Source organism: Pseudomonas sp. Ors-4-3C, assembly GCF_055755035.1.
Genome location: NZ_CM146900.1, coordinates 4518592 through 4540739, shown reverse-complemented (window position 1 = coordinate 4540739; position 22148 = coordinate 4518592). Strand labels below are relative to the sequence as shown.

Sequence of the window (22148 nt, the reverse complement as noted above, 5' to 3'; positions counted from 1 at the left end):
GACCTGTTACACCCGCAACGCGTTACCTCGCGCTGGGTGGGAAAGGCCCGCAACACTTGGGACGATCCCAATACTTGCTCAGTCAGTGCTGACGTAGTCGGCGACCACCGTCGCTCATGCTCTGCCGAGAAGTAAACCTATTAAGACCCGCCCCTTTTGTGTGGACGGTATTCTGGCGTTTTAGAGGTGAACAACGTGGAGCTTTTATCTGGCGGTGAGATGCTCGTCCGCTTCTTGCGTGACGAAGGCGTCAAATATATCTACGGGTACCCTGGTGGTGCTCTCCTTCATGTTTACGATGCCCTGTTCAAAGAACCGGAAGTGACCCACATCCTGGTTCGTCACGAGCAAGCGGCTACCCATATGGCTGACGGCTACGCCCGTGCCACCGGTAAAGCCGGCGTGGTATTGGTGACTTCCGGTCCAGGCGCCACAAACGCCATCACCGGTATCGCGACCGCCTATATGGATTCGATTCCAATGGTGATCATTTCCGGTCAGGTGCCAAGCACCATGGTCGGCACCGACGCGTTCCAGGAAACCGACATGATCGGTATCTCCCGGCCGATCGTGAAGCACAGCTTCATGATCAAGCACGCCTCGGAAATCCCGGAAGTCATGAAGAAAGCCTTCTACCTTGCACAATCCGGTCGTCCAGGTCCGGTCGTGGTCGATATCCCGAAAGACATGACCAACCCGGCCGAGAAGTTCGAATACGTCTTCCCGAAAAAAGCCAAGCTGCGTTCCTACAGCCCGGCCGTTCGCGGCCACTCCGGGCAGATCCGCAAAGCGGCAGAAATGCTCCTGGCGGCCAAGCGCCCAGTGCTTTATTCCGGTGGCGGCGTGATCCTGGGCAACGGTTCCGCACCGCTGACCGAACTGGCCAAAATGCTCAACCTGCCAGTGACCAACACCTTGATGGGCCTGGGTGGCTTCCCGGGTACCGACCGTCAGTTCATCGGCATGCTCGGCATGCACGGCAGCTACACCGCCAACCTGGCGATGCACCATGCCGACGTGATCCTGGCTGTCGGCGCACGTTTCGATGACCGTGTGATCAACGGCGCGGCGAAGTTCTGCCCGAACGCCAAGATCATTCACATCGACATCGACCCGGCTTCGATCTCCAAGACCATCAAGGCCGACGTGCCAATCGTTGGTCCGGTTGAGAGTGTCCTGACCGAAATGGTCGCGATCCTCAAGGAAATCGGCGAGACCCCGAACAAGGAGTCCGTTGCCAGTTGGTGGAAGCAAGTCGATGAATGGCGCGGCGATCGCGGCCTGTTCCCTTATGACAAGGGCGACGGCAGCCTGATCAAGCCGCAGACCGTGATCGAGACCCTCTGCGAAGTGACCAAGGGCGATGCCTTCATCACTTCCGACGTGGGCCAGCACCAGATGTTCGCTGCGCAGTACTACAAGTTCAACAAGCCGAACCGCTGGATCAACTCCGGTGGCCTGGGCACCATGGGCTTCGGTTTCCCGGCGGCCATGGGCATCAAGTTGAGCTTCCCGGATGACGACGTTGCCTGCGTCACCGGCGAAGGCAGCATCCAGATGAACATCCAGGAACTGTCGACCTGCCTGCAATACGGCTTGCCGGTGAAAATCGTCATCCTGAACAACGGCGTTCTGGGGATGGTTCGTCAGTGGCAGGACATGAGCTATGGCAGCCGCCACTCGCACTCTTATATGGAGTCGCTGCCTGACTTCGTCAAACTGGCTGAAGCCTACGGTCACGTCGGTGTGCGCATCACTGATTCGAAAGATTTGAAGTCGAAGATGGAAGAGGCGTTCGCCATGAAAGATCGTCTGGTGGTGATCGATATTTCGGTCGATACCAGCGAGCACGTCTACCCGATGCAGATCAAAGACGGCTCCATGCGCGATATGTGGCTGAGCAAGACGGAGCGTACTTAATCATGCGGCACATTATTTCCCTGCTTCTGGAAAACGAACCCGGCGCTTTGTCTCGCGTAGTCGGCCTGTTCTCGCAGCGCAACTACAACATTGAAAGCCTGACGGTGGCCCCAACCGAAGACCCGACGCTGTCGCGTCTGACGCTGACCACTGTCGGCCACGATGAAATCATCGAGCAGATCACCAAAAACCTGAACAAGCTGATCGAAGTGGTCAAGCTGGTGGACCTGTCGGAAAGCGCTCACATCGAGCGCGAGCTGATGCTGGTCAAGGTCAAGGCCACTGGTGCCCAGCGCGCCGAGATCAAACGCACCACCGATATTTACCGTGGACAGATCGTCGATGTCAGCGCCAGCGTGTATACCGTTCAATTGACCGGTACCAGCGACAAGCTCGACAGCTTCATTCAGTCCATCGGCACCGCATCGATTCTGGAAACCGTCCGTAGCGGCGTGACCGGCATTGCCCGCGGCGACAAAGTACTCAGCATCTAAACCAAATTAGCGAATGGCCTGAACGGCCTGGATATATAGGGGAAATTCATGAAAGTTTTCTACGATAAAGACTGCGACCTGTCGATCATCCAGGGCAAGAAAGTTGCCATCATCGGTTACGGCTCCCAAGGCCACGCTCAAGCGTGCAACCTGAAAGATTCCGGTGTCGACGTTACCGTCGGTCTGCGTAAAGGTTCGGCCACTGTTGCCAAAGCCGAAGCCCACGGCCTGAAAGTGACCGACGTTGCTTCCGCTGTAGCTGCTGCCGATCTGGTCATGATCCTGACCCCGGACGAGTTCCAGTCCTCGCTGTACAAGAACGAAATCGAGCCGAACATCAAGAAAGGCGCCACCCTGGCCTTCTCCCACGGCTTCGCGATCCACTACAACCAGGTTGTTCCGCGTGCCGACCTCGACGTGATCATGATCGCGCCGAAAGCTCCGGGTCACACCGTACGTTCCGAGTTCGTGAAGGGCGGCGGTATCCCTGACCTGATCGCGATCTACCAGGACGCCTCGGGTAACGCCAAAAACGTTGCACTGTCCTACGCAGCTGGTGTGGGTGGCGGTCGTACCGGCATCATCGAAACCACCTTCAAGGACGAGACCGAAACCGACCTGTTCGGCGAACAAGCCGTACTGTGCGGCGGTACCGTTGAACTGGTCAAAGCCGGTTTCGAAACTCTGGTTGAAGCTGGCTACGCGCCGGAAATGGCCTACTTCGAGTGCCTGCACGAGCTGAAACTGATCGTTGACCTCATGTACGAAGGCGGTATCGCCAACATGAACTACTCGATCTCCAACAACGCTGAGTACGGCGAGTACGTGACCGGTCCGGAAGTGATCAACGCCGAATCCCGTCAGGCCATGCGCAATGCCCTGAAACGTATTCAGGACGGCGAATACGCCAAAATGTTCATCAGCGAAGGCGCAACCGGCTACCCTTCGATGACCGCCAAGCGTCGTAACAACGCCGCCCACGGTATCGAAATCATCGGCGAGCAACTGCGCTCCATGATGCCGTGGATCGGTGCCAACAAGATCGTCGACAAAGCCAAAAACTAAGTCGTCATCCTTGTACGAAAAACGCGGCTTCGGCCGCGTTTTTTCGTTTGAAACCGATGGTTCTGGTATAAAGCTGCATCGTTTGTGGCCGAACCGTCGTCACAGGCACCTGTCGAAACTTTCCAAACCGTTGCAAGGTAATGTCCATGAGCGAACGTCCCGAAGAGCCGAACCAGGCTTCTGACGCCGAAAGCCTGCTGCCCATCGATGAACATGTCGAGGAAGGGCACGACGCAGAAGGTCGTAAAGTCCGGCATCGTGGTATCTATCTGCTGCCGAATCTGTTCACCACTGCGAACCTGTTCGCAGGGTTTTATTCCATCATCAACTCGATGAGTGCCCAGGCTGCCTTGAGCGCCGGGGACTCTGCGAACGCGAGCAAGTATTTCGCCTTCGCCGCGATCGCAATCTTTGTGGCCATGGTGCTCGATGGTCTTGATGGGCGTGTCGCGCGCATGACCAATACGCAAAGTGCCTTCGGCGCCGAGTATGACTCGCTATCGGACATGGTCGCTTTCGGTGTGGCACCGGCGCTGCTGGCCTTTGGCTGGGCGCTCGGAGACATGGGCAAGGTCGGCTGGATGGTTGCCTTCATCTATGTAGCCGGTGCCGCTTTGCGTCTGGCGCGTTTCAACACCCAGGTCGGTACGGCGGACAAGCGCTACTTCATCGGTCTGGCCAGTCCGGCAGCTGCCGGCGTGGTCGCGGGCATTGTCTGGGCGTTCAGCGATTACGGCATTCAGGGTTCGAAGATGTCGTTCCTGGTCGCGCTGATGGTGGCGGCTGCCGGCATGCTGATGGTCAGCAACATCAAGTACAACAGCTTCAAGGAGCTGGATTTGAAGGGCCGTGTGCCGTTCGTGGCGATTCTCGCCGTGGTGCTGGTGTTCGCCGTGGTGTTCAGCGATCCACCGCGCATTTTGCTGCTGGTGTTCCTCGCTTACGCGGCTTCCGGCCCGGTGCAATATCTGTTGCATCTTCGTCGTCACAAAAACGCCGAGTGATGTAATTTCCCGCATACTCCGCAGTCTATGGGTGCATCTGTCCTCCAAAGCTGCGGAGTCGCCATGCTGATCAAAATCCCCAAAGCGTCCGACTGCCATGAGTCGGATGTCACGCCTGAATCCATTTATCTTTCTCGTCGCCAATTGCTCGGAGCTACCGCTGCCGGTATCGCCGTGAGCAGCCTGCCGCGTTGGGCCAGCGCTGAAGACGCGGCGCGTTATGCCGATGTCGAGCCGGGCAAGGCGCCTGCCTGGTTTGCCGATAAGCTCCCTTCTACCAAGTGGGGCGCAGTCAACGTCAAGGATGAGGCGATCACGCCTTATAAAGACGCGACCCATTACAACAACTTCTATGAGTTCGGCACCGACAAGGGCGATCCGGCTGCCAATGCCGGTTCGCTGAAAACCGAGCCGTGGAGCGTTGTCGTCGATGGGGAAGTGGGTAAGCCCGGGCGTTATGCGCTGGAAGACTTCATGAAGCCGTACCAGTTGGAGGAGCGTATCTATCGCCTTCGCTGTGTTGAAGCGTGGTCGATGGTCATCCCGTGGATTGGCTTTCCGATTTCTGCGTTGCTCAAGCAGGTCGAGCCGACCTCTAAGGCCAAATACATTCGCTTCGAAACCCTGCAGGATCCCAAGAGCATGCCAGGGCAGCGCTCGGGTTTTGCCCTGATCGACTGGCCTTATGTAGAAGGCTTGCGCCTTGATGAGGCGATGAATCCCTTGGCGATTCTGGCGGTAGGCATGTATGGCCGCGAGTTGCCGAATCAGAATGGTGCGCCGCTGCGTCTGGTGGTGCCGTGGAAGTACGGCTTCAAAAGTGTGAAGTCGATTGTGCGGATAAGTCTGGTCAGCGAACAGCCCAAGACCACCTGGCAGAGCATCGCGGCTGATGAATACGGGTTTTATGCCAACGTGAATCCGACGGTCGATCATCCGCGCTGGACTCAGGCGCGGGAACGGCGTCTGCCGAACAGTCTGTTCAAGCCGAATGTGCGTGATACACAGATGTTCAACGGCTATGCGGATGAAGTTGCTTCTTTATATACAGGGCTCGATCTGCGGAAGAACTACTGATGCGATATCCGTTCTGGCGTGTAGGCGTGTTCATTGCGGCGGCGATCTGTCCAATGCTTTGGTTTTATCAGGCGTTTGCCGATGTGCTCGGTCCGGATCCTGGCAAGGTGCTGGTTGATCGATTGGGGCTGGGGACGCTGGTATTGCTGTTGATCACGTTGAGCATGACGCCGCTGCAGAAATTGACGGGGTGGGCAGGGTGGATTGCTGTGCGCCGTCAATTGGGGCTCTGGTGTTTTGCTTATGTGGTTCTGCATCTGTTCAGCTATATGGCGTTTATCCTCGGTTTCGACTGGTCGCAGTTGGGCGTGGAGTTGCGTAAGCGGCCGTACATTATTGTGGGGACGTTGGGTTTCCTTGGTCTGTTGGCGTTGGCGGTGACTTCCAATCGCTACAGTCAGCGCCGTTTGGGTGTGCGCTGGAAGAAATTGCATCGGTTGGTGTATGTGATTCTCGGGCTGGGATTGCTGCATATGCTGTGGATCGTGCGTGCTGATCTCAAGGAGTGGGCGATCTATGCCTTTATAGGTGCGATGCTTTTACTGATGCGTGTACCTGCGGTTGCGCGTCGAATCCCGCGTTTGCTGACCAAAAAGCGGGTTTTGCAATAAAACTGAAATTAACGGTTGACGGCAGATTCTGGAGGTCTATAATTCGCCCCACTTCCGGCGCAGTCGAAACGGAAAACTCCTTGAGATTCAATGAGTTATGCGGTTTTCGACAGCGGCTTGCTTCAGTTCACCGAAGCCTGGAAGGAGTTGAAAGGGCAGTGATGTTTGGCTCTTTTAACGGTTCGATCTTCTCGGTCGAAAGCGGAGAAAAAGAGGTGTTGACAGCAGCGTGTAACGCTGTAGAATTCGCCTCCCGCTAACGAGAGATCGGAAGCGCAAGTGGTTGAAGTTGTTGAAGAAATCTTCGAAAACTTCTGAAAATAATCACTTGACAGCAAATGAGGCTGCTGTAGAATGCGCGCCTCGGTTGAGACGAAAGATCTTAACCAACCGCTCTTTAACAACTGAATCAAGCAATTCGTGTGGGTGCTTGTGGGGTCAGACTGATAGTCAACAAGATTATCAGCATCACAAGTTACTCCGCGAGAAATCAAAGATGTAACCAACGATTGCTGAGCCAAGTTTAGGGTTTCTTAAAAACCCAAAGATGTTTGAACTGAAGAGTTTGATCATGGCTCAGATTGAACGCTGGCGGCAGGCCTAACACATGCAAGTCGAGCGGATGAAAGGAGCTTGCTCCTGGATTCAGCGGCGGACGGGTGAGTAATGCCTAGGAATCTGCCTGGTAGTGGGGGACAACGTTTCGAAAGGAACGCTAATACCGCATACGTCCTACGGGAGAAAGCAGGGGACCTTCGGGCCTTGCGCTATCAGATGAGCCTAGGTCGGATTAGCTAGTTGGTGAGGTAATGGCTCACCAAGGCGACGATCCGTAACTGGTCTGAGAGGATGATCAGTCACACTGGAACTGAGACACGGTCCAGACTCCTACGGGAGGCAGCAGTGGGGAATATTGGACAATGGGCGAAAGCCTGATCCAGCCATGCCGCGTGTGTGAAGAAGGTCTTCGGATTGTAAAGCACTTTAAGTTGGGAGGAAGGGCAGTAAATTAATACTTTGCTGTTTTGACGTTACCGACAGAATAAGCACCGGCTAACTCTGTGCCAGCAGCCGCGGTAATACAGAGGGTGCAAGCGTTAATCGGAATTACTGGGCGTAAAGCGCGCGTAGGTGGTTTGTTAAGTTGGATGTGAAATCCCCGGGCTCAACCTGGGAACTGCATCCAAAACTGGCAAGCTAGAGTATGGTAGAGGGTGGTGGAATTTCCTGTGTAGCGGTGAAATGCGTAGATATAGGAAGGAACACCAGTGGCGAAGGCGACCACCTGGACTGATACTGACACTGAGGTGCGAAAGCGTGGGGAGCAAACAGGATTAGATACCCTGGTAGTCCACGCCGTAAACGATGTCAACTAGCCGTTGGGAGCCTTGAGCTCTTAGTGGCGCAGCTAACGCATTAAGTTGACCGCCTGGGGAGTACGGCCGCAAGGTTAAAACTCAAATGAATTGACGGGGGCCCGCACAAGCGGTGGAGCATGTGGTTTAATTCGAAGCAACGCGAAGAACCTTACCAGGCCTTGACATCCAATGAACTTTCCAGAGATGGATTGGTGCCTTCGGGAGCATTGAGACAGGTGCTGCATGGCTGTCGTCAGCTCGTGTCGTGAGATGTTGGGTTAAGTCCCGTAACGAGCGCAACCCTTGTCCTTAGTTACCAGCACGTAATGGTGGGCACTCTAAGGAGACTGCCGGTGACAAACCGGAGGAAGGTGGGGATGACGTCAAGTCATCATGGCCCTTACGGCCTGGGCTACACACGTGCTACAATGGTCGGTACAGAGGGTTGCCAAGCCGCGAGGTGGAGCTAATCCCACAAAACCGATCGTAGTCCGGATCGCAGTCTGCAACTCGACTGCGTGAAGTCGGAATCGCTAGTAATCGCGAATCAGAATGTCGCGGTGAATACGTTCCCGGGCCTTGTACACACCGCCCGTCACACCATGGGAGTGGGTTGCACCAGAAGTAGCTAGTCTAACCTTCGGGAGGACGGTTACCACGGTGTGATTCATGACTGGGGTGAAGTCGTAACAAGGTAGCCGTAGGGGAACCTGCGGCTGGATCACCTCCTTAATCGACGACATCAGCTGCTCCATAAGTTCCCACACGAATTGCTTGATTCATTGAAGAAGACGATAGAAGCAGCTTTAAGCTCCAAGCTGATAGCTCTTAGCTAATCAGTTACGCGCTCGAAATTGGGTCTGTAGCTCAGTTGGTTAGAGCGCACCCCTGATAAGGGTGAGGTCGGCAGTTCGAATCTGCCCAGACCCACCAATTTTGTATGGGGCCATAGCTCAGCTGGGAGAGCGCCTGCCTTGCACGCAGGAGGTCAGCGGTTCGATCCCGCTTGGCTCCACCATTAACTGCTTCTGCTTGTTAGAGTTTAGAAATGAATATTCCAGTGTGAATATTGATTTCTAGTCTTTGATTAGATCGTTCTTTAAAAATTTGGGTATGTGATAGAAAGATAGACTGAACGTTACTTTCACTGGTAACGGATCAGGCTAAGGTAAAATTTGTGAGTGACTCTTAAGAGTTTTGCGAATTTTCGGCGAATGTCGTCTTCACAGTATAACCAGATTGCTTGGGGTTATATGGTCAAGTGAAGAAGCGCATACGGTGGATGCCTTGGCAGTCAGAGGCGATGAAAGACGTGGTAGCCTGCGAAAAGCTTCGGGGAGTCGGCAAACAGACTTTGATCCGGAGATGTCTGAATGGGGGAACCCAGCCATCATAAGATGGTTATCTTGTACTGAATACATAGGTGCAAGAGGCGAACCAGGGGAACTGAAACATCTAAGTACCCTGAGGAAAAGAAATCAACCGAGATTCCCTTAGTAGTGGCGAGCGAACGGGGACTAGCCCTTAAGTGGCTTTGAGATTAGCGGAACGCTCTGGAAAGTGCGGCCATAGTGGGTGATAGCCCTGTACGCGAAAATCTCTTGGTCATGAAATCGAGTAGGACGGAGCACGAGAAACTTTGTCTGAATATGGGGGGACCATCCTCCAAGGCTAAATACTACTGACTGACCGATAGTGAACTAGTACCGTGAGGGAAAGGCGAAAAGAACCCCGGAGAGGGGAGTGAAATAGATCCTGAAACCGTATGCGTACAAGCAGTGGGAGCCCACTTTGTTGGGTGACTGCGTACCTTTTGTATAATGGGTCAGCGACTTATTTTCAGTGGCGAGCTTAACCGAATAGGGGAGGCGTAGCGAAAGCGAGTCTTAATAGGGCGTCTAGTCGCTGGGAATAGACCCGAAACCGGGCGATCTATCCATGGGCAGGTTGAAGGTTAGGTAACACTGACTGGAGGACCGAACCGACTACCGTTGAAAAGTTAGCGGATGACCTGTGGATCGGAGTGAAAGGCTAATCAAGCTCGGAGATAGCTGGTTCTCCTCGAAAGCTATTTAGGTAGCGCCTCATGTATCACTGTAGGGGGTAGAGCACTGTTTCGGCTAGGGGGTCATCCCGACTTACCAAACCGATGCAAACTCCGAATACCTACAAGTGCCGAGCATGGGAGACACACGGCGGGTGCTAACGTCCGTCGTGAAAAGGGAAACAACCCAGACCGTCAGCTAAGGTCCCAAAGTTATGGTTAAGTGGGAAACGATGTGGGAAGGCTTAGACAGCTAGGAGGTTGGCTTAGAAGCAGCCACCCTTTAAAGAAAGCGTAATAGCTCACTAGTCGAGTCGGCCTGCGCGGAAGATGTAACGGGGCTCAAACCATACACCGAAGCTACGGGTATCACGCAAGTGATGCGGTAGAGGAGCGTTCTGTAAGCCTGTGAAGGTGAGTTGAGAAGCTTGCTGGAGGTATCAGAAGTGCGAATGCTGACATGAGTAACGACAATGGGTGTGAAAAACACCCACGCCGAAAGACCAAGGTTTCCTGCGCAACGTTAATCGACGCAGGGTTAGTCGGTCCCTAAGGCGAGGCTGAAAAGCGTAGTCGATGGAAAACAGGTTAATATTCCTGTACTTCTGGTTATTGCGATGGAGGGACGGAGAAGGCTAGGCCAGCTTGGCGTTGGTTGTCCAAGTTTAAGGTGGTAGGCTGAGATCTTAGGTAAATCCGGGATCTTAAGGCCGAGAGCTGATGACGAGTTACCCTTTGGGTGACGAAGTGGTTGATGCCATGCTTCCAAGAAAAGCTTCTAAGCTTCAGATAACCAGGAACCGTACCCCAAACCGACACAGGTGGTTGGGTAGAGAATACCAAGGCGCTTGAGAGAACTCGGGTGAAGGAACTAGGCAAAATGGCACCGTAACTTCGGGAGAAGGTGCGCCGGTGAGGGTGAAGGACTTGCTCCGTAAGCTCATGCCGGTCGAAGATACCAGGCCGCTGCGACTGTTTATTAAAAACACAGCACTCTGCAAACACGAAAGTGGACGTATAGGGTGTGACGCCTGCCCGGTGCCGGAAGGTTAATTGATGGGGTTAGCTAACGCGAAGCTCTTGATCGAAGCCCCGGTAAACGGCGGCCGTAACTATAACGGTCCTAAGGTAGCGAAATTCCTTGTCGGGTAAGTTCCGACCTGCACGAATGGCGTAACGATGGCGGCGCTGTCTCCACCCGAGACTCAGTGAAATTGAAATCGCTGTGAAGATGCAGTGTATCCGCGGCTAGACGGAAAGACCCCGTGAACCTTTACTATAGCTTTGCACTGGACTTTGAATTTGCTTGTGTAGGATAGGTGGGAGGCTTTGAAGCGTGGACGCCAGTTCGCGTGGAGCCATCCTTGAAATACCACCCTGGCAACTTTGAGGTTCTAACTCAGGTCCGTTATCCGGATCGAGGACAGTGTATGGTGGGTAGTTTGACTGGGGCGGTCTCCTCCTAAAGAGTAACGGAGGAGTACGAAGGTGCGCTCAGACCGGTCGGAAATCGGTCGTAGAGTATAAAGGCAAAAGCGCGCTTGACTGCGAGACAGACACGTCGAGCAGGTACGAAAGTAGGTCTTAGTGATCCGGTGGTTCTGTATGGAAGGGCCATCGCTCAACGGATAAAAGGTACTCCGGGGATAACAGGCTGATACCGCCCAAGAGTTCATATCGACGGCGGTGTTTGGCACCTCGATGTCGGCTCATCACATCCTGGGGCTGAAGCCGGTCCCAAGGGTATGGCTGTTCGCCATTTAAAGTGGTACGCGAGCTGGGTTTAGAACGTCGTGAGACAGTTCGGTCCCTATCTGCCGTGGACGTTTGAGATTTGAGAGGGGCTGCTCCTAGTACGAGAGGACCGGAGTGGACGAACCTCTGGTGTTCCGGTTGTCACGCCAGTGGCATTGCCGGGTAGCTATGTTCGGGAAAGATAACCGCTGAAAGCATCTAAGCGGGAAACTTGCCTCAAGATGAGATCTCACTGGAACCTTGAGTTCCCTGAAGGGCCGTCGAAGACTACGACGTTGATAGGTTGGGTGTGTAAGCGCTGTGAGGCGTTGAGCTAACCAATACTAATTGCCCGTGAGGCTTGACCATATAACACCCAAGCAATTTGACTACTCGAAAGAGCATCAGATTGCGGTGTGTGAAGACGCAATGAACCGAAAGTTCGCGATGCTCACAAACACCTGTATCACATACCCGATTTGCTGAAGCGAGGCCAACAGGTCACGAGTCAGTACCCGAATTTCTTGACGACCATAGAGCGTTGGAACCACCTGATCCCATCCCGAACTCAGAAGTGAAACGATGCATCGCCGATGGTAGTGTGGGGTTTCCCCATGTGAGAGTAGGTCATCGTCAAGATTAAATTCCGAAACCCCAATTGCGAAAGCAGTTGGGGTTTTGTTTTGCCCGCAGGAAAGTATTTTTGCTTAGCCAGCGAACAATTTTGCACAGTTATTTTCGAATCAGAACACTAGAATAGCCCCCATCTTTTTCGGAGCCAGAGCCTTTATGTCAGATCCGGTTGACGCCCCAGGGCTGTCAGATTTACCGCTGGAAGACTTGGTGGCCTGTCATGAGTGCGACCTGCTGATGCGCAAGCCCAAGCTTGCCCATGGCGAGAAAGCGCTCTGCCCGCGCTGCGGTTACGAGTTGTATGCCCATCGTCACAATGTTGTGCAACGCAGCCTGGCCCTGGTCATCGCCGCACTGTTGCTCTACGTGCCGGCGAACTTTTTACCGATCATGAAGCTCAATGTACTCGGGCAGTCTTCGCAGGACACGGTCTGGACTGGCGTTGTCGGGTTGTTCAATACCGACATGCGCGGCGTTTCAGTCGTTGTCTTCCTCTGCAGCATGGCGATTCCACTGCTCAAGCTGTTGTGTCAGCTCATGGTATTGCTGTCGATCCGTTTTGATATCGGCCGCAGCTACGGCTTGCTGCTCTACCGCATTTATCACCACCTCAAAGACTGGGGAATGCTCGAGGTTTACCTCATGGGCGTCCTCGTGGCGATCGTCAAACTGGCGGACATGGCGGCCATCACCGTCGGCCTCGGTCTGGCGTGTTTCATCGGTTTGTTGTTGGTTCAGGTCTGGCTGGAAGTGGTGATGTCACCGCACCAGATCTGGCAGGCGTTATCAGGAGAGGATGCCCATGCGGGCGATTGATGCGGGCATTCTGATCTGTACCGAATGCCATGAATTGAACAAACAGGATGCGGATACCGACGAGCAGACCTGCACCCGCTGCGGTGCGCTGGTTCACGCTCGTCGTCCGAACAGTCTGGCCCGCACCTGGGCCTTGCTGATCACGGCCGCGATTGTCTACATCCCGGCCAACGTATTGCCGATCATGACCGTCAGCTCGTTGGGTCAGGGCGATCCGAGCACCATCATGTCCGGCGTGATCCAGCTGGTACAACACGGCATGATTCCGATTGCCGCCGTGGTGTTCATCGCCAGTATTCTGGTGCCGACCTTCAAACTCGTGGGCATCGCGCTGCTGCTGTTTTCGGTGCAGCGACGTCAGCCGTTGTCCGCGCGGCAACGGATCTGGATGTACCGCTTTATCGAGTTCATCGGTCGCTGGTCGATGCTCGATATCTTTGTGATCGCCATTCTGGTGGCGGTCGTCAATTTCGGCCGGCTTGCCAGTGTCGAAGCCAATCTTGGCGCCATCGCTTTCGCCAGTGTGGTGATTCTGACGATGCTTGCCGCAGTAACTTTCGATCCCCGACTGATTTGGGATAACACGGAGTCGGACGACGACCATGACTGATTTGCCTGTAGCGAAAACCCGACCGGCCTCCAACTGGTCTGCCATTTGGGTACTGCCCCTGATTGCCCTGATCATTGGCGGCTGGCTCGGCTGGCGTGCCTACAACGAAACCGGCATCGAGATTCAGGTGCGTTTCGAAAGCGGTGAAGGCATCCAGGCCAACAAGACCGAAGTGGTCTACAAGGGCATGCCGGTGGGTAAGGTGAAGACGCTCAAACTTGATGACGAGGGCAACTCCAAAGGGGTAATTGCCACCGTCGAGATGAACAAGGACGTCGAGCAATACCTCAAGACCAGCACGCGCTTCTGGTTGGTGAAACCGAGCGTGACGCTGGCCGGTATCACCGGTCTGGAAACCCTGGTTTCGGGTAACTACGTGGCTATCAGCCCCGGCGAAGGCGAGCCCACCCGCAAGTTCAAGGCACTGGCCGAAGAGCCGCCGCTGTCGGACTCCAAGCCGGGTCTGCACCTGACCATCAAGGCCGATCGCCTCGGTTCGCTGAACCGTGGCAGCCCGGTGTTCTACAAGCAGATCAAAGTCGGTCAGATCAAAAGCTACGTGCTGTCTGAAGACCAGAGCACCGTTGAACTCAAAGTGTTCATCGAGCCGACCTACGCCAAACTGGTGCGCAAACACACGCGTTTCTGGAATGCCAGCGGCATCAGCATCGACGCCAACCTGTCCGGGGTGAAAGTACGCAGCGAGTCTCTGGCGAGCATCGTCGCCGGTGGCATCGCCTTCGCCACACCAGAGAATCGCAAGGATAGTCCGCCCACCGATCCAAGCCTGCCGTTCCGTCTCTATGAAGACTTCGACGCCGCCGCTGCCGGCATTCGGGTCAAGGTCAAACTCAGTGACTTCGAAGGTCTGCAGGCCGGCCGTACGCCGGTGATGTACAAGGGCATTCAGGTCGGCAACATGAAAGCGTTGAAAATCGATCCGGATCTGAACAGCGCCACGGCCGAGCTGACGCTCGATCCTCTGGCGGAAGACTATCTGGTCGAGGGCACACAGTTCTGGGTGGTCAAACCGTCGATTTCCCTGGCCGGTATCACCGGGCTCGAAGCGCTGGTCAAAGGCAATTACATCGCCGTGCGTCCGGGCGACAAAGGTGCCGCGCCGAAACGCGAATTCGAGGCACGGCCAAAAGCGCCGCCGCTGGATCTGCGTTCACCTGGTCTGCACCTGGTGCTGTTCACCGATGTTCTGGGTTCGATCGAAGTCGGCAGTCCGATTCTGTACAAACAGGTCAAGGTCGGTTCGGTACAGAGCTATCAGTTCTCCAAGACCAAAAAACAAATCGTCATCGGCGTGCATATCGAGAAGGAATACGAAAACCTGGTCAACGCGTCGACACGCTTCTGGAATGTCAGCGGCATCACCCTCACCGGTGGCCTGACGGGCGGGATTCAAGTGAAGAGCGAGTCGTTGCAGACGTTGATGGCCGGCGGCATTGCCTTTGAAACACCGCAAGCCAAGGCGCCGCTGCAAAAGCGTATTCCGCGCTTCCGTCTGTTCGCCAACCACGATGAGGCGAACCAGAAAGGCACTTTGGTGACGATCAAGGTTGATCGCGCCGATGGCCTGCGCAGCGGCACCCCGGTTCGGTTCAAAGGGTTGGACGTCGGCAAGATCGAAAGTGTTGATCTGGCTGATGACTTGCAATCGGTGCTGCTCACTGCGCGCATCACCGAAGTGCCGGAGCGCATTGCGCGGGTCGGCAGTCAGTTCTGGGTGGTCAAGCCCGAGTTGGGTCTGATGAAGACTTCCAACCTGGAAACCCTGGTCACCGGGCAGTATGTGGAAGTGCAGCCGGCGGCGAAAAACCTCGGCCCACAGAAGAACTTCGTCGCACTGGCCAATCCGCCGGAAGTGAGCAAGCAAGAGGCCGGCTTGAGTCTGGTCTTGAGCGCCGCGCGCCGTGGTTCTCTGAAGCCTGGTGTGCCAGTGACCTACCGCGAAATCACCGTGGGCAAGGTCACCGGTTATGAACTGGGACAGACGGCTGACCGGGTGTTGGTGCACATTTTGATCGAACCGAAATACGCGCCGCTGGTGCGTAGCGGCAGCCGATTCTGGAACACCAGCGGCGTCGGTTTCGACATCGGCTTGTTCAATGGCCTGACGGTGCGCACGGAGTCGCTGGAGACGGCGATTCAGGGTGGCATCGCCTTCGCCACACCGGACGGTGAGCGCATGGGCAACCCGGCACGGCCTGAGCAGACGTTTCCGCTGTTCGACAAGTTCGAGGATGAGTGGCTGACCTGGGCGCCGAAGATTTCGCTCGGTAAGTAATTCTGTGGTGTCTGAAGTGGCGCCATCGCGAGCAGGCTCACTCCTACAGGGGAACGCGTTCCAAATGGTAGGAGTGAGCCTGCTCGCGATAGGGCACTAAAAGTCCGCACAAATCCAAAGCCATAAAAAAGGGCCGTGATCCCAACAGATCGCGGCCCTTTTTGGTTTTCAGCTAAAGCCGATCAAACTTCATCCAGCTCCGGCTCATCGGCTTGCACATTGACGGTGGCTTTCACCACGTCATGGCGGCGGATGTACTTCCAGTCCGCCTCGTCGATGTAGATCCCCGCCGGGCCGCTGCCGCCTTCCAGGTCGATGGCGACACTGGCGCAGACCTGCGGCTTCACACTCGCCAGAATCGGCACAAAGCCCAGTTGCAGGCTGGTTTCCAGCAGGGCTGCCTGGTTCTTCTCGTCGATGTCCGCCGCCTCGTCGAGGTAGTACGGCAGGCGCACGCGACCGGCCAGATCGCGATCCATCAAGTGCAGCAACAAGTACATGTTGGTCAGCGCCTTGATGGTCATGGTGGTGCCGTTGGACGCCGCGCCGTCGATGTCGGTGTGGATCACCGGCTGACCGTTGACCTTGGTGATCTCGAACGCCAGTTCGAACAAGTCCTTGAGACCGAGCTGGTTGTGGTTCGCCGCCACCAGCCGCGCCAGGTACTCCTTGGCCTCTTCGTTCTTGTTGTCTTGTTCCGCGCTCTGGCTCAGGTCGAACACCGACAGGGTTTCGCCTTCTTCGTATTGACCGGCGCTGTGGATGATCTGGTCGATGTGCTTGAGCGCTTCCTTGTTCGGCGCCAGGACGATGCGGAAGCTCTGCAGGTTGGACACCTGACGCTTGTTGATCTCGCGGTTGAACAGCGCCAGTTGATGCTCGAGGCTGTCGTAGTCGCTGCGGATGTTGCGCAGAGTCCGGGCGATGTCGGTGACCGCCGCACGCCGCGCCTTGCCCAAGGTCAGGGCTTCGTCGGTGCGGTGCGCGTAAGCGTTGATCAGCAGCGAAAGACGGCGCTCCATGTCGTCTTCGCTGTCGAACTTGGCCACGCCTTTGAGGCGAACTTGCGCGTACAGCGCTTCGATCTGCCCGTCAGCGCGCAGCAGGCCTTGCCAGCTGTCCTGATAGTCGTTGAGCAGCGGCAGCAGGTTGTCCATCGAATCGTCGACCGGATCCATGAACGGCGTACCGAACGGCAGGTCGGCCGGCAGCAACTGACGACGGCGCAGGGCGTCATCGAGGGTGCGCTGCTTGGCTTCCATGTCGGCGATCTGCCGACCGACCAATTGCAACTTGGCCGACAGTTGCTGGACGCGCTCGGTGAACGCATCGCTGGAACGCTTGAGTTCGTCTTGCGCGGCTTCCATCTGCGCCAGTTGCTCGAGCTTGTCGCCTTCTTCGGCGCTCAGGGTCTGGGTGCGACGGAAATCTTCCAGGGCTTTCTGCGCATCCAGCACTTGCTGGTACAGCGCTTCGGTCTGGGTCTTGCTCGCGGCGCGGTCGGCGGCCACGGCTTGCTGGGTCTTGAGTTGCTTGAGCTCTTTTTCCAGACGTTCTTTCTGATCACGCAGCGCGGCGCGGTCGGCCAGCGCTTGCAGGGCCGGCGGCTCGATGTGCGAGATGTCGATCGACAAGCCCGGCACTTCGAAGCGCTCGCCCTTGAAGCCATCGAGGATCAGCTCGACCGATTTGACCCACTCGCCATCCTCGTCGAGGGTGATGCCATGTTCGCCCAGCGGCAGGCTGAACAGCGCGCTGTTGAACAGGCGCATCAGGCGCTCGACGTCCTGCTGCGAGAACTCCTCACGCAGACGCGCATAGCTGTTGTTGTCGGCATGATCGAGTTGCTGCTTCACCGACTTCAGGCGTTTTTCCAGATCGCGCAGACGTTCTTCCAGATCCTCGGCGCTGAACTGCCGGGACTGTGCCAGCGCACCGGCCAGTTCGTCGTGCGCGTCCTTGGCGGCGAGCAGTTGCTGCTCCAGCACCTTGACGTCATCGACCAGCGCGAAGCGGTTTTTCAGCACCGACAACTCACCGAGCCAGCGCTGGATGCCGGAGATTTCCCGCTCCAGACGCATCAGTTCCTGGGTGCCACCGCGCTGATCGTTTTGCAGATCGTCCTGCTCGCGACGGTAGTGTTCGGCCTGGATCGTCAGCTCTTCCTTGCGCGCCATGGCGTAGTCCGACCAGGTGCCGAGCAACGAATCGAGCAGCGGCGACAGGCGATGCAGTTTGCCGCGCAGCACATCGCGCTGCTTCACGCCGTTGGCCAAGGCTTCGACCAGCGGCCCGGCGGCGACCAGCGAGTTGTAGTCCTGCTCCATCCGGCGTACATCGCGGAAGGCTTCTTCGCACGCGGCGATGTAGTCGACGCTGCCGGAACGCAGGCTGTGCTCGAAGGCATCGAGGAACAGCTGCTTCAACTTGGCCGCGGTGATTTCGCGCATGTGCAGCAGGTTGATGAACAGCGCGCGGAAGGTCTTCAGGCTCTGCTCGCTGGTGGAGCGCAGCGGGATCAGGGTCAGGTCGAGCGGGATCGACGTGTGACCACCGACCAGCAAACGACGCAGTTCGTCCGGCTTGAGTTCGTAGGCTTTCAGGCCTTCCTTCTCAAGGTTGCTGAACAGCTCTTTCTGCCGCAGGCAGGTGTCGTTCTTCTGGTAATGCGCCAGGTCGAGCTTGCCGGCGTAAGCGAAGAACTGGTGACCGAAGCCACCGCCCGGGCCGCGACCGACCACGCCGATCACGTGTGGACCGTGGGGCAGATTGACTTCGACGAGGATATAGCTGGTGTCGGAGGCGAAGTAGAAACGCCGCGATTGTTCCAGGCTGTACTTGCCGAAACTCATGTCCGACATGCGCGCCAGAATCGGGAACTGCAAGGCGTTGATCGACGCCGATTTCCCGAGGTTGTTCGCGCCGTAAACCGACAACGGTTCTTCCAGCGGGAACAGGCCGAGGCTGTAACCGGCGGTGTTCAAAAGGGCAAAGCGGCGGATGCCGTAGCGTTCCTGGCTCATGCGTCGGACTCCTGTTCTTCGGCAATGGCTCTAGCCAATGCGTCTTCTTCGCTCTCTTCTTCGCTCTCTTCCTCAAATTCGCTGAGATCAAGCGGATCGTCGGTTTCGAGGAATTTGGCTTCGGCGGCTTCGTCGATCAGCACCGGTGCCGGCAGCGGCAGAACGCTGTGTACGCTGGCCGCCAGATCGCGGTCCTGCTGCACCGACAGGCACACATCGAGGAAGCGGTGCATCGGCGGCAGGAAACGGTACACGCCGTTTTCTTCACCGGCGAAACCGAGCTGGGTCATGCGGCGCATGATTTTTTCTTCCAGCTCTTCAACGGTCTGCACTTCGGCCTGGATGAACAGGTCGCGGTATTTCTCCAGCAGCGATGGCAGCTCTTCACGGCCGAGGCTGCCGCCGTCGAGCACGGCAATCGGGTCACGGCCCTGATCGGCCAGATGCTCGACGAGGATGAAGGTGAACAGCGCCAGACGCTGGGCCGTCTTGTTCACCGCCGCCGCCGCCATGTCCGGCACGAAGTAGTAGAAGCCACGGGTGTCGCAGACCAGCTCGAACCCCAGCGCCTTGAACAGCGTGCGGTATTGATCCTGGAAGTTCGACAGTTGCGCGTACAGTTCCGGGTCGCGGCGGCTGACGTGATAGCCCTTGAACAGCTCGCGGAAGATCGGCGCCAGTTGGGACAGTTCGGATAGATCAAGATGCATTGGGGATGCTCGCAGAATCCTCGGCGGCGGAGTCGCGGGCCGAGAGCAGGGCGAAGGAGCGCAGGCTGACCTGGTGCTCGTGAGTGTGGTATTCGCGGCGTTCCAGACGCTCGCGCTTGAAGCGTTTTTCCCGCGACAGACGCGAGAACCAGTAGAGCAATTCGTCGGTGGCGCCGTCCGGTTCCTGCTCCAGCAGCCAGGTCATCAGATCCGGCATTGGCAGGGACTCTTCGCAACGCTCGACCATCTCGCGCACGGTGCGCGGTGCACGCGGGGCATCGCCGGACTTCTGGGTTTTGTGCGCCTTGGGGAAACGCGCCGGTTTCGGCTCGAAACGCGCCAGGGCGTAGACGTAAGCCTCGACCTGACTGGCGCTGCCAAGGAAGGTGCTTTGCGGCCGGGTGAACAGCGGCATCGCCGCTTGCGGCACGGCATCGATGCCTTTGCGGCGAATCGCTGCCAGCGCCAGCGCGGCACCACGGGTCACGGCGTTGTGGCGGCGTGCTTCTTCACGCAGCGGCAACAGCAGTTCGCGGGCGTGACGCAGGGTCAACTGGGCGCTGGTCTGCATTTCGAGGATGCGCGCGTGGGTGCGCAGCAGCATGTCGTCGTCGACCAGATGGCCGAGGCGCTGCTGTTCGCTGAGCATCTTCAACAGCACGGTTTCAACCTTGCGCACGCCTTGTTCGAAGGCGCCGTCGGCGTTCACCAGATCGATCATTGGCTCGACGTATTCGTCCCAGGTCGCCAGGACTTCGGCGTAACGCTGACGCAGCGGAATCTGCCGGTCGCTGGTCTTGGCCCGTTCGGCGACGGCCACCAGCGCCTGTTCGTCGTTGTCGAGTTTCTTCAGCACGTCGCGCACGCGCATGTCGAGCAAACGCAGCTGACGGGCGAGATCGTTGCCGTCGCGCACGTCGAACGCGTCCTGAATGTAGCCGGCCAGCCGTTCGAGGTGGCGCAGATAGGCTTCGATCTCCAGGCACAGGCCCAGACGGTGCTCACGGCGCAGGTAGGCGAGGAAGTCGTGGATCTGCGCGTTCAGCTCGAAACGGTTCGGGCTTTTCGCCACGGGCACCAGAATGTCCAGGCGAATCCACACGTCGAGCAGGCTGGTGATGTCCTGCGGCGTGCTGTCCAGTTGTTGGGCGGCCAGTTGCGTGCGCAGTTCGTTGAGGCTCAGGGTGCCTTGGTCGAAGTGCTCGCACAGTGGCTCCAGAAGTGCCCAGTGTTCAGCGAGGGCGCGCAAGACGCGCTTGGGTTCGATCATCGGAATGGCCGGCTGGTTGGCGATTAAAAGCCGCGATTGTACTGCATCAGGAGGGATGCGATTCACTCTCGGGACGGGCTGTCGCTTTTTCCCGGATTAAAGACGGGATCAAGACTATCGATCAACAACGGGCGATCTTGAGCGAAGGGCGGTAGAATCAGCACACTTTCAGTTATCCACAAGTGGCCGACCTTTGCTTATCGAGTCCCGCCGCCGCGCCTATTTGAACGCCATGCAGGTGGTCAACTGGCTGCCGCGCACCGAATTGCCTTTCGCCGCCCCGTCGCGGCCCGAACTGCTGGACATGCCCGAGCCTGAGCCAGAGGTGGCGGCGGTGCCGGTTGTTCAGGCCGAAGCCCCGGTGCAGAGTGCACCGCGCCCGGTCGAACGGCCGAAAATCGAGGTGCCGCGCCCGTCGCTCGCCAGTACCCGTACCGGTGCCAAACCGGTGGCAGAGGTCGAAGAGGCGCCAGTGGTGGTCAAACCCGACCCCGTGCCGCCACCGCGGTTTGCCCTGCAACTGCTGCGCGCCGGGGCTTGCCTGCTGCTGGTCGAGTTACCCACAGGCGAAGCGTTCCAGAGCCGCGATCCGGCCTATCTGTTGCTCAAGGACATGTTGCGCGCCGCCGGTCTGCCGGATGCGCCGCAGATCGTCGGCGAGCCGGTGCGCTGGCCGTGGCTGAACCGCGGCACCCTGGATCAGGGCCCGGAAGCGGCACGCGACTTCGTTCAGGGTTTTCTCTCGGTACAAATAGAAGCGGCGCCTTGCGCCTGCCTGTGGCTGATCGGCCTGCCGGCGGTACGTTTTGCCGGTGAAGCGGACGCCGAAGCGTTCAATAGTGAATTGCAGATCGAAGGCCTGGGCCTGGCCTGGGCCATCCCCGGTCTGGAATTGTTAATGGAAGAGCCACAGCGCAAAGCCGCTGTGTGGCAAGCCATGCGTCGGCTGATGGCGCGCTGGAAACCATCGAATGAGTGAAGCTGTATCGTTCCGCCCGATGACCGAGGCGGACCTGGACGCGGTATTGAAGATCGAATACGCGGCGTACAGCCATCCATGGACCCGCGGGATTTTTCTCGACGGGCTGGGCAAGTACCAGATCTGGCTGATGTTCGAAGGTCAGCAACAGGTCGGCCACGGGGTGGTGCAGATCATTCTCGATGAGGCGCACCTGCTGAACATCACGGTCAAACCGGAGAATCAGGGGCGTGGGCTGGGGCTGGCGCTGCTTGAGCATCTGATGTCGCGGGCATACGCGGCTGAAGCGCGGGAGTGTTTCCTGGAAGTGCGCGACAGCAATACTGCAGCGTTCAAGCTGTATGAGCGCTATGGTTTCAACGAGATTGGCCGGCGGCGGGATTATTATCCGGCGGTGGGCGGGCGTGAAGATGCCGTAGTGATGGCCTGCACCCTGGTCGACTGAACATATTTAAAAGCTTCGCGAGCAAGCCCGCTCCCACATTGGTTTTGAGTAGTGTCTCA

At 57.2% G+C, this 22148-nt stretch carries 14 protein-coding genes, 2 tRNA genes and 3 rRNA genes; 16 read left to right on the top strand and 3 right to left on the bottom strand.

The window, feature by feature from the left end:
- Positions 1-195: 195 nt before the first annotated feature.
- From ACVHNU_RS20450 to ACVHNU_RS20385, 14 genes are all read left to right on the top strand, one after another.
- On the top strand, positions 196-1920 hold the full coding sequence (locus ACVHNU_RS20450) for an acetolactate synthase 3 large subunit (RefSeq protein ID WP_045122841.1): 1725 nt from the start codon (positions 196-198) through the stop codon (positions 1918-1920).
- Positions 1921-1922: 2 nt separating this feature from the next.
- A complete protein-coding gene (ilvN, locus tag ACVHNU_RS20445) occupies positions 1923-2414 on the top strand; it encodes an acetolactate synthase small subunit (RefSeq protein ID WP_003205610.1) in 492 nt (163 codons plus the stop codon).
- A 48-nt stretch (positions 2415-2462) separates the two neighbouring features.
- Entirely contained in the window at positions 2463-3479 is a 1017-nt protein-coding gene (gene ilvC, locus ACVHNU_RS20440) for a ketol-acid reductoisomerase (RefSeq protein ID WP_003228216.1), read from the top strand.
- 146 nt (positions 3480-3625) lie between these two features.
- Positions 3626-4483 (top strand): CDP-diacylglycerol--serine O-phosphatidyltransferase, encoded by an 858-nt coding sequence (gene pssA, locus ACVHNU_RS20435; protein ID WP_003228213.1) that lies wholly within the window; start codon positions 3626-3628, stop codon positions 4481-4483.
- A gap of 63 nt (positions 4484-4546) precedes the next feature.
- Positions 4547-5560, top strand: a complete 1014-nt coding sequence (msrP, locus tag ACVHNU_RS20430) for a protein-methionine-sulfoxide reductase catalytic subunit MsrP (RefSeq protein WP_202370498.1) — start codon at positions 4547-4549, stop codon at positions 5558-5560.
- Positions 5560-6171, top strand: a complete 612-nt coding sequence (gene msrQ, locus ACVHNU_RS20425; RefSeq protein WP_473018197.1) for a protein-methionine-sulfoxide reductase heme-binding subunit MsrQ — start codon at positions 5560-5562, stop codon at positions 6169-6171. The genes msrP and msrQ overlap by 1 nt, the downstream gene beginning before the upstream one ends.
- 553 nt (positions 6172-6724) lie before the next feature.
- Positions 6725-8261 (top strand): 16S ribosomal RNA (locus ACVHNU_RS20420).
- Positions 8262-8385: 124 nt separating this feature from the next.
- A tRNA-Ile gene (locus ACVHNU_RS20415) sits at positions 8386-8462 on the top strand.
- 9 nt (positions 8463-8471) lie between these two features.
- Positions 8472-8547, top strand: a tRNA-Ala gene (locus ACVHNU_RS20410).
- 237 nt (positions 8548-8784) lie between these two features.
- Positions 8785-11676: ribosomal RNA gene (locus ACVHNU_RS20405) — 23S ribosomal RNA — on the top strand.
- A gap of 154 nt (positions 11677-11830) precedes the next feature.
- A 5S ribosomal RNA gene (gene rrf, locus ACVHNU_RS20400) occupies positions 11831-11946 on the top strand.
- Together the 16S, 23S and 5S rRNA genes with 2 tRNA genes alongside form the textbook arrangement of a ribosomal RNA operon.
- 150 nt (positions 11947-12096) lie before the next feature.
- Positions 12097-12756, top strand: a complete 660-nt coding sequence (locus ACVHNU_RS20395; RefSeq protein WP_045122636.1) for a paraquat-inducible protein A — start codon at positions 12097-12099, stop codon at positions 12754-12756.
- On the top strand, positions 12743-13366 hold the full coding sequence (locus ACVHNU_RS20390; protein ID WP_473018196.1) for a paraquat-inducible protein A: 624 nt from the start codon (positions 12743-12745) through the stop codon (positions 13364-13366). Before ACVHNU_RS20395 ends, ACVHNU_RS20390 begins: the two co-directional genes overlap by 14 nt.
- Positions 13359-15662, top strand: coding sequence for a PqiB family protein (locus ACVHNU_RS20385; protein ID WP_003228208.1), 2304 nt, complete (start codon positions 13359-13361; stop codon positions 15660-15662). Before ACVHNU_RS20390 ends, ACVHNU_RS20385 begins: the two co-directional genes overlap by 8 nt.
- A 182-nt stretch (positions 15663-15844) precedes the next feature.
- Here the strand turns inward: ACVHNU_RS20385 and mksF are convergent, their stop codons facing one another.
- Genes mksF through mksB form a run of 3 tightly spaced genes read right to left on the bottom strand, consistent with a single transcriptional unit; the run spans position 15845 to position 20665 of the window.
- Positions 15845-18685 (bottom strand): Mks condensin complex protein MksF, encoded by a 2841-nt coding sequence (gene mksF, locus ACVHNU_RS20380; protein WP_473018195.1) that lies wholly within the window; start codon positions 18683-18685, stop codon positions 15845-15847.
- Positions 18682-19395 (bottom strand): Mks condensin complex protein MksE, encoded by a 714-nt coding sequence (gene mksE / locus ACVHNU_RS20375; protein WP_003228204.1) that lies wholly within the window; start codon positions 19393-19395, stop codon positions 18682-18684. The genes mksF and mksE overlap by 4 nt, the downstream gene beginning before the upstream one ends.
- On the bottom strand, positions 19385-20665 hold the full coding sequence (mksB, locus tag ACVHNU_RS20370) for an Mks condensin complex protein MksB (protein ID WP_003228202.1): 1281 nt from the start codon (positions 20663-20665) through the stop codon (positions 19385-19387). Before mksB ends, mksE begins: the two co-directional genes overlap by 11 nt.
- 232 nt (positions 20666-20897) lie before the next feature.
- Between mksB and ACVHNU_RS20365 the strand changes: the two genes are divergently transcribed.
- Positions 20898-21644, top strand: coding sequence for an energy transducer TonB (locus ACVHNU_RS20365; protein WP_473020091.1), 747 nt, complete (start codon positions 20898-20900; stop codon positions 21642-21644).
- Positions 21637-22089 (top strand): ribosomal protein S18-alanine N-acetyltransferase, encoded by a 453-nt coding sequence (gene rimI, locus ACVHNU_RS20360; protein WP_201136575.1) that lies wholly within the window; start codon positions 21637-21639, stop codon positions 22087-22089. The genes ACVHNU_RS20365 and rimI overlap by 8 nt, the downstream gene beginning before the upstream one ends.
- The last annotated feature ends 59 nt before the right edge of the window (positions 22090-22148 follow it).

Excerpts from the sequence above, each read along its gene's own strand:
- ilvC (WP_003228216.1), top strand. The coding sequence starts at position 2,463 with ATGAAAGTTTTCTACGATAAAGACTGCGACCTGTCGATCATCCAGGGC.
- ACVHNU_RS20385 (WP_003228208.1), top strand. The coding sequence starts at position 13,359 with ATGACTGATTTGCCTGTAGCGAAAACCCGACCGGCCTCCAACTGGTCT.
- mksF (WP_473018195.1), bottom strand. The coding sequence starts at position 18,685 with ATGAGCCAGGAACGCTACGGCATCCGCCGCTTTGCCCTTTTGAACACC.
- msrP (WP_202370498.1), top strand. The coding sequence starts at position 4,547 with ATGCTGATCAAAATCCCCAAAGCGTCCGACTGCCATGAGTCGGATGTC.
- pssA (WP_003228213.1), top strand. The coding sequence starts at position 3,626 with ATGAGCGAACGTCCCGAAGAGCCGAACCAGGCTTCTGACGCCGAAAGC.
- ilvN (WP_003205610.1), top strand. The coding sequence starts at position 1,923 with ATGCGGCACATTATTTCCCTGCTTCTGGAAAACGAACCCGGCGCTTTG.
- mksE (WP_003228204.1), bottom strand. The coding sequence starts at position 19,395 with ATGCATCTTGATCTATCCGAACTGTCCCAACTGGCGCCGATCTTCCGC.
- rimI (WP_201136575.1), top strand. The coding sequence starts at position 21,637 with ATGAGTGAAGCTGTATCGTTCCGCCCGATGACCGAGGCGGACCTGGAC.
- mksB (WP_003228202.1), bottom strand. The coding sequence starts at position 20,665 with ATGATCGAACCCAAGCGCGTCTTGCGCGCCCTCGCTGAACACTGGGCA.
- msrQ (WP_473018197.1), top strand. The coding sequence starts at position 5,560 with ATGCGATATCCGTTCTGGCGTGTAGGCGTGTTCATTGCGGCGGCGATC.
- ACVHNU_RS20395 (WP_045122636.1), top strand. The coding sequence starts at position 12,097 with ATGTCAGATCCGGTTGACGCCCCAGGGCTGTCAGATTTACCGCTGGAA.
- ACVHNU_RS20365 (WP_473020091.1), top strand. The coding sequence starts at position 20,898 with ATGCAGGTGGTCAACTGGCTGCCGCGCACCGAATTGCCTTTCGCCGCC.
- ACVHNU_RS20390 (WP_473018196.1), top strand. The coding sequence starts at position 12,743 with ATGCGGGCGATTGATGCGGGCATTCTGATCTGTACCGAATGCCATGAA.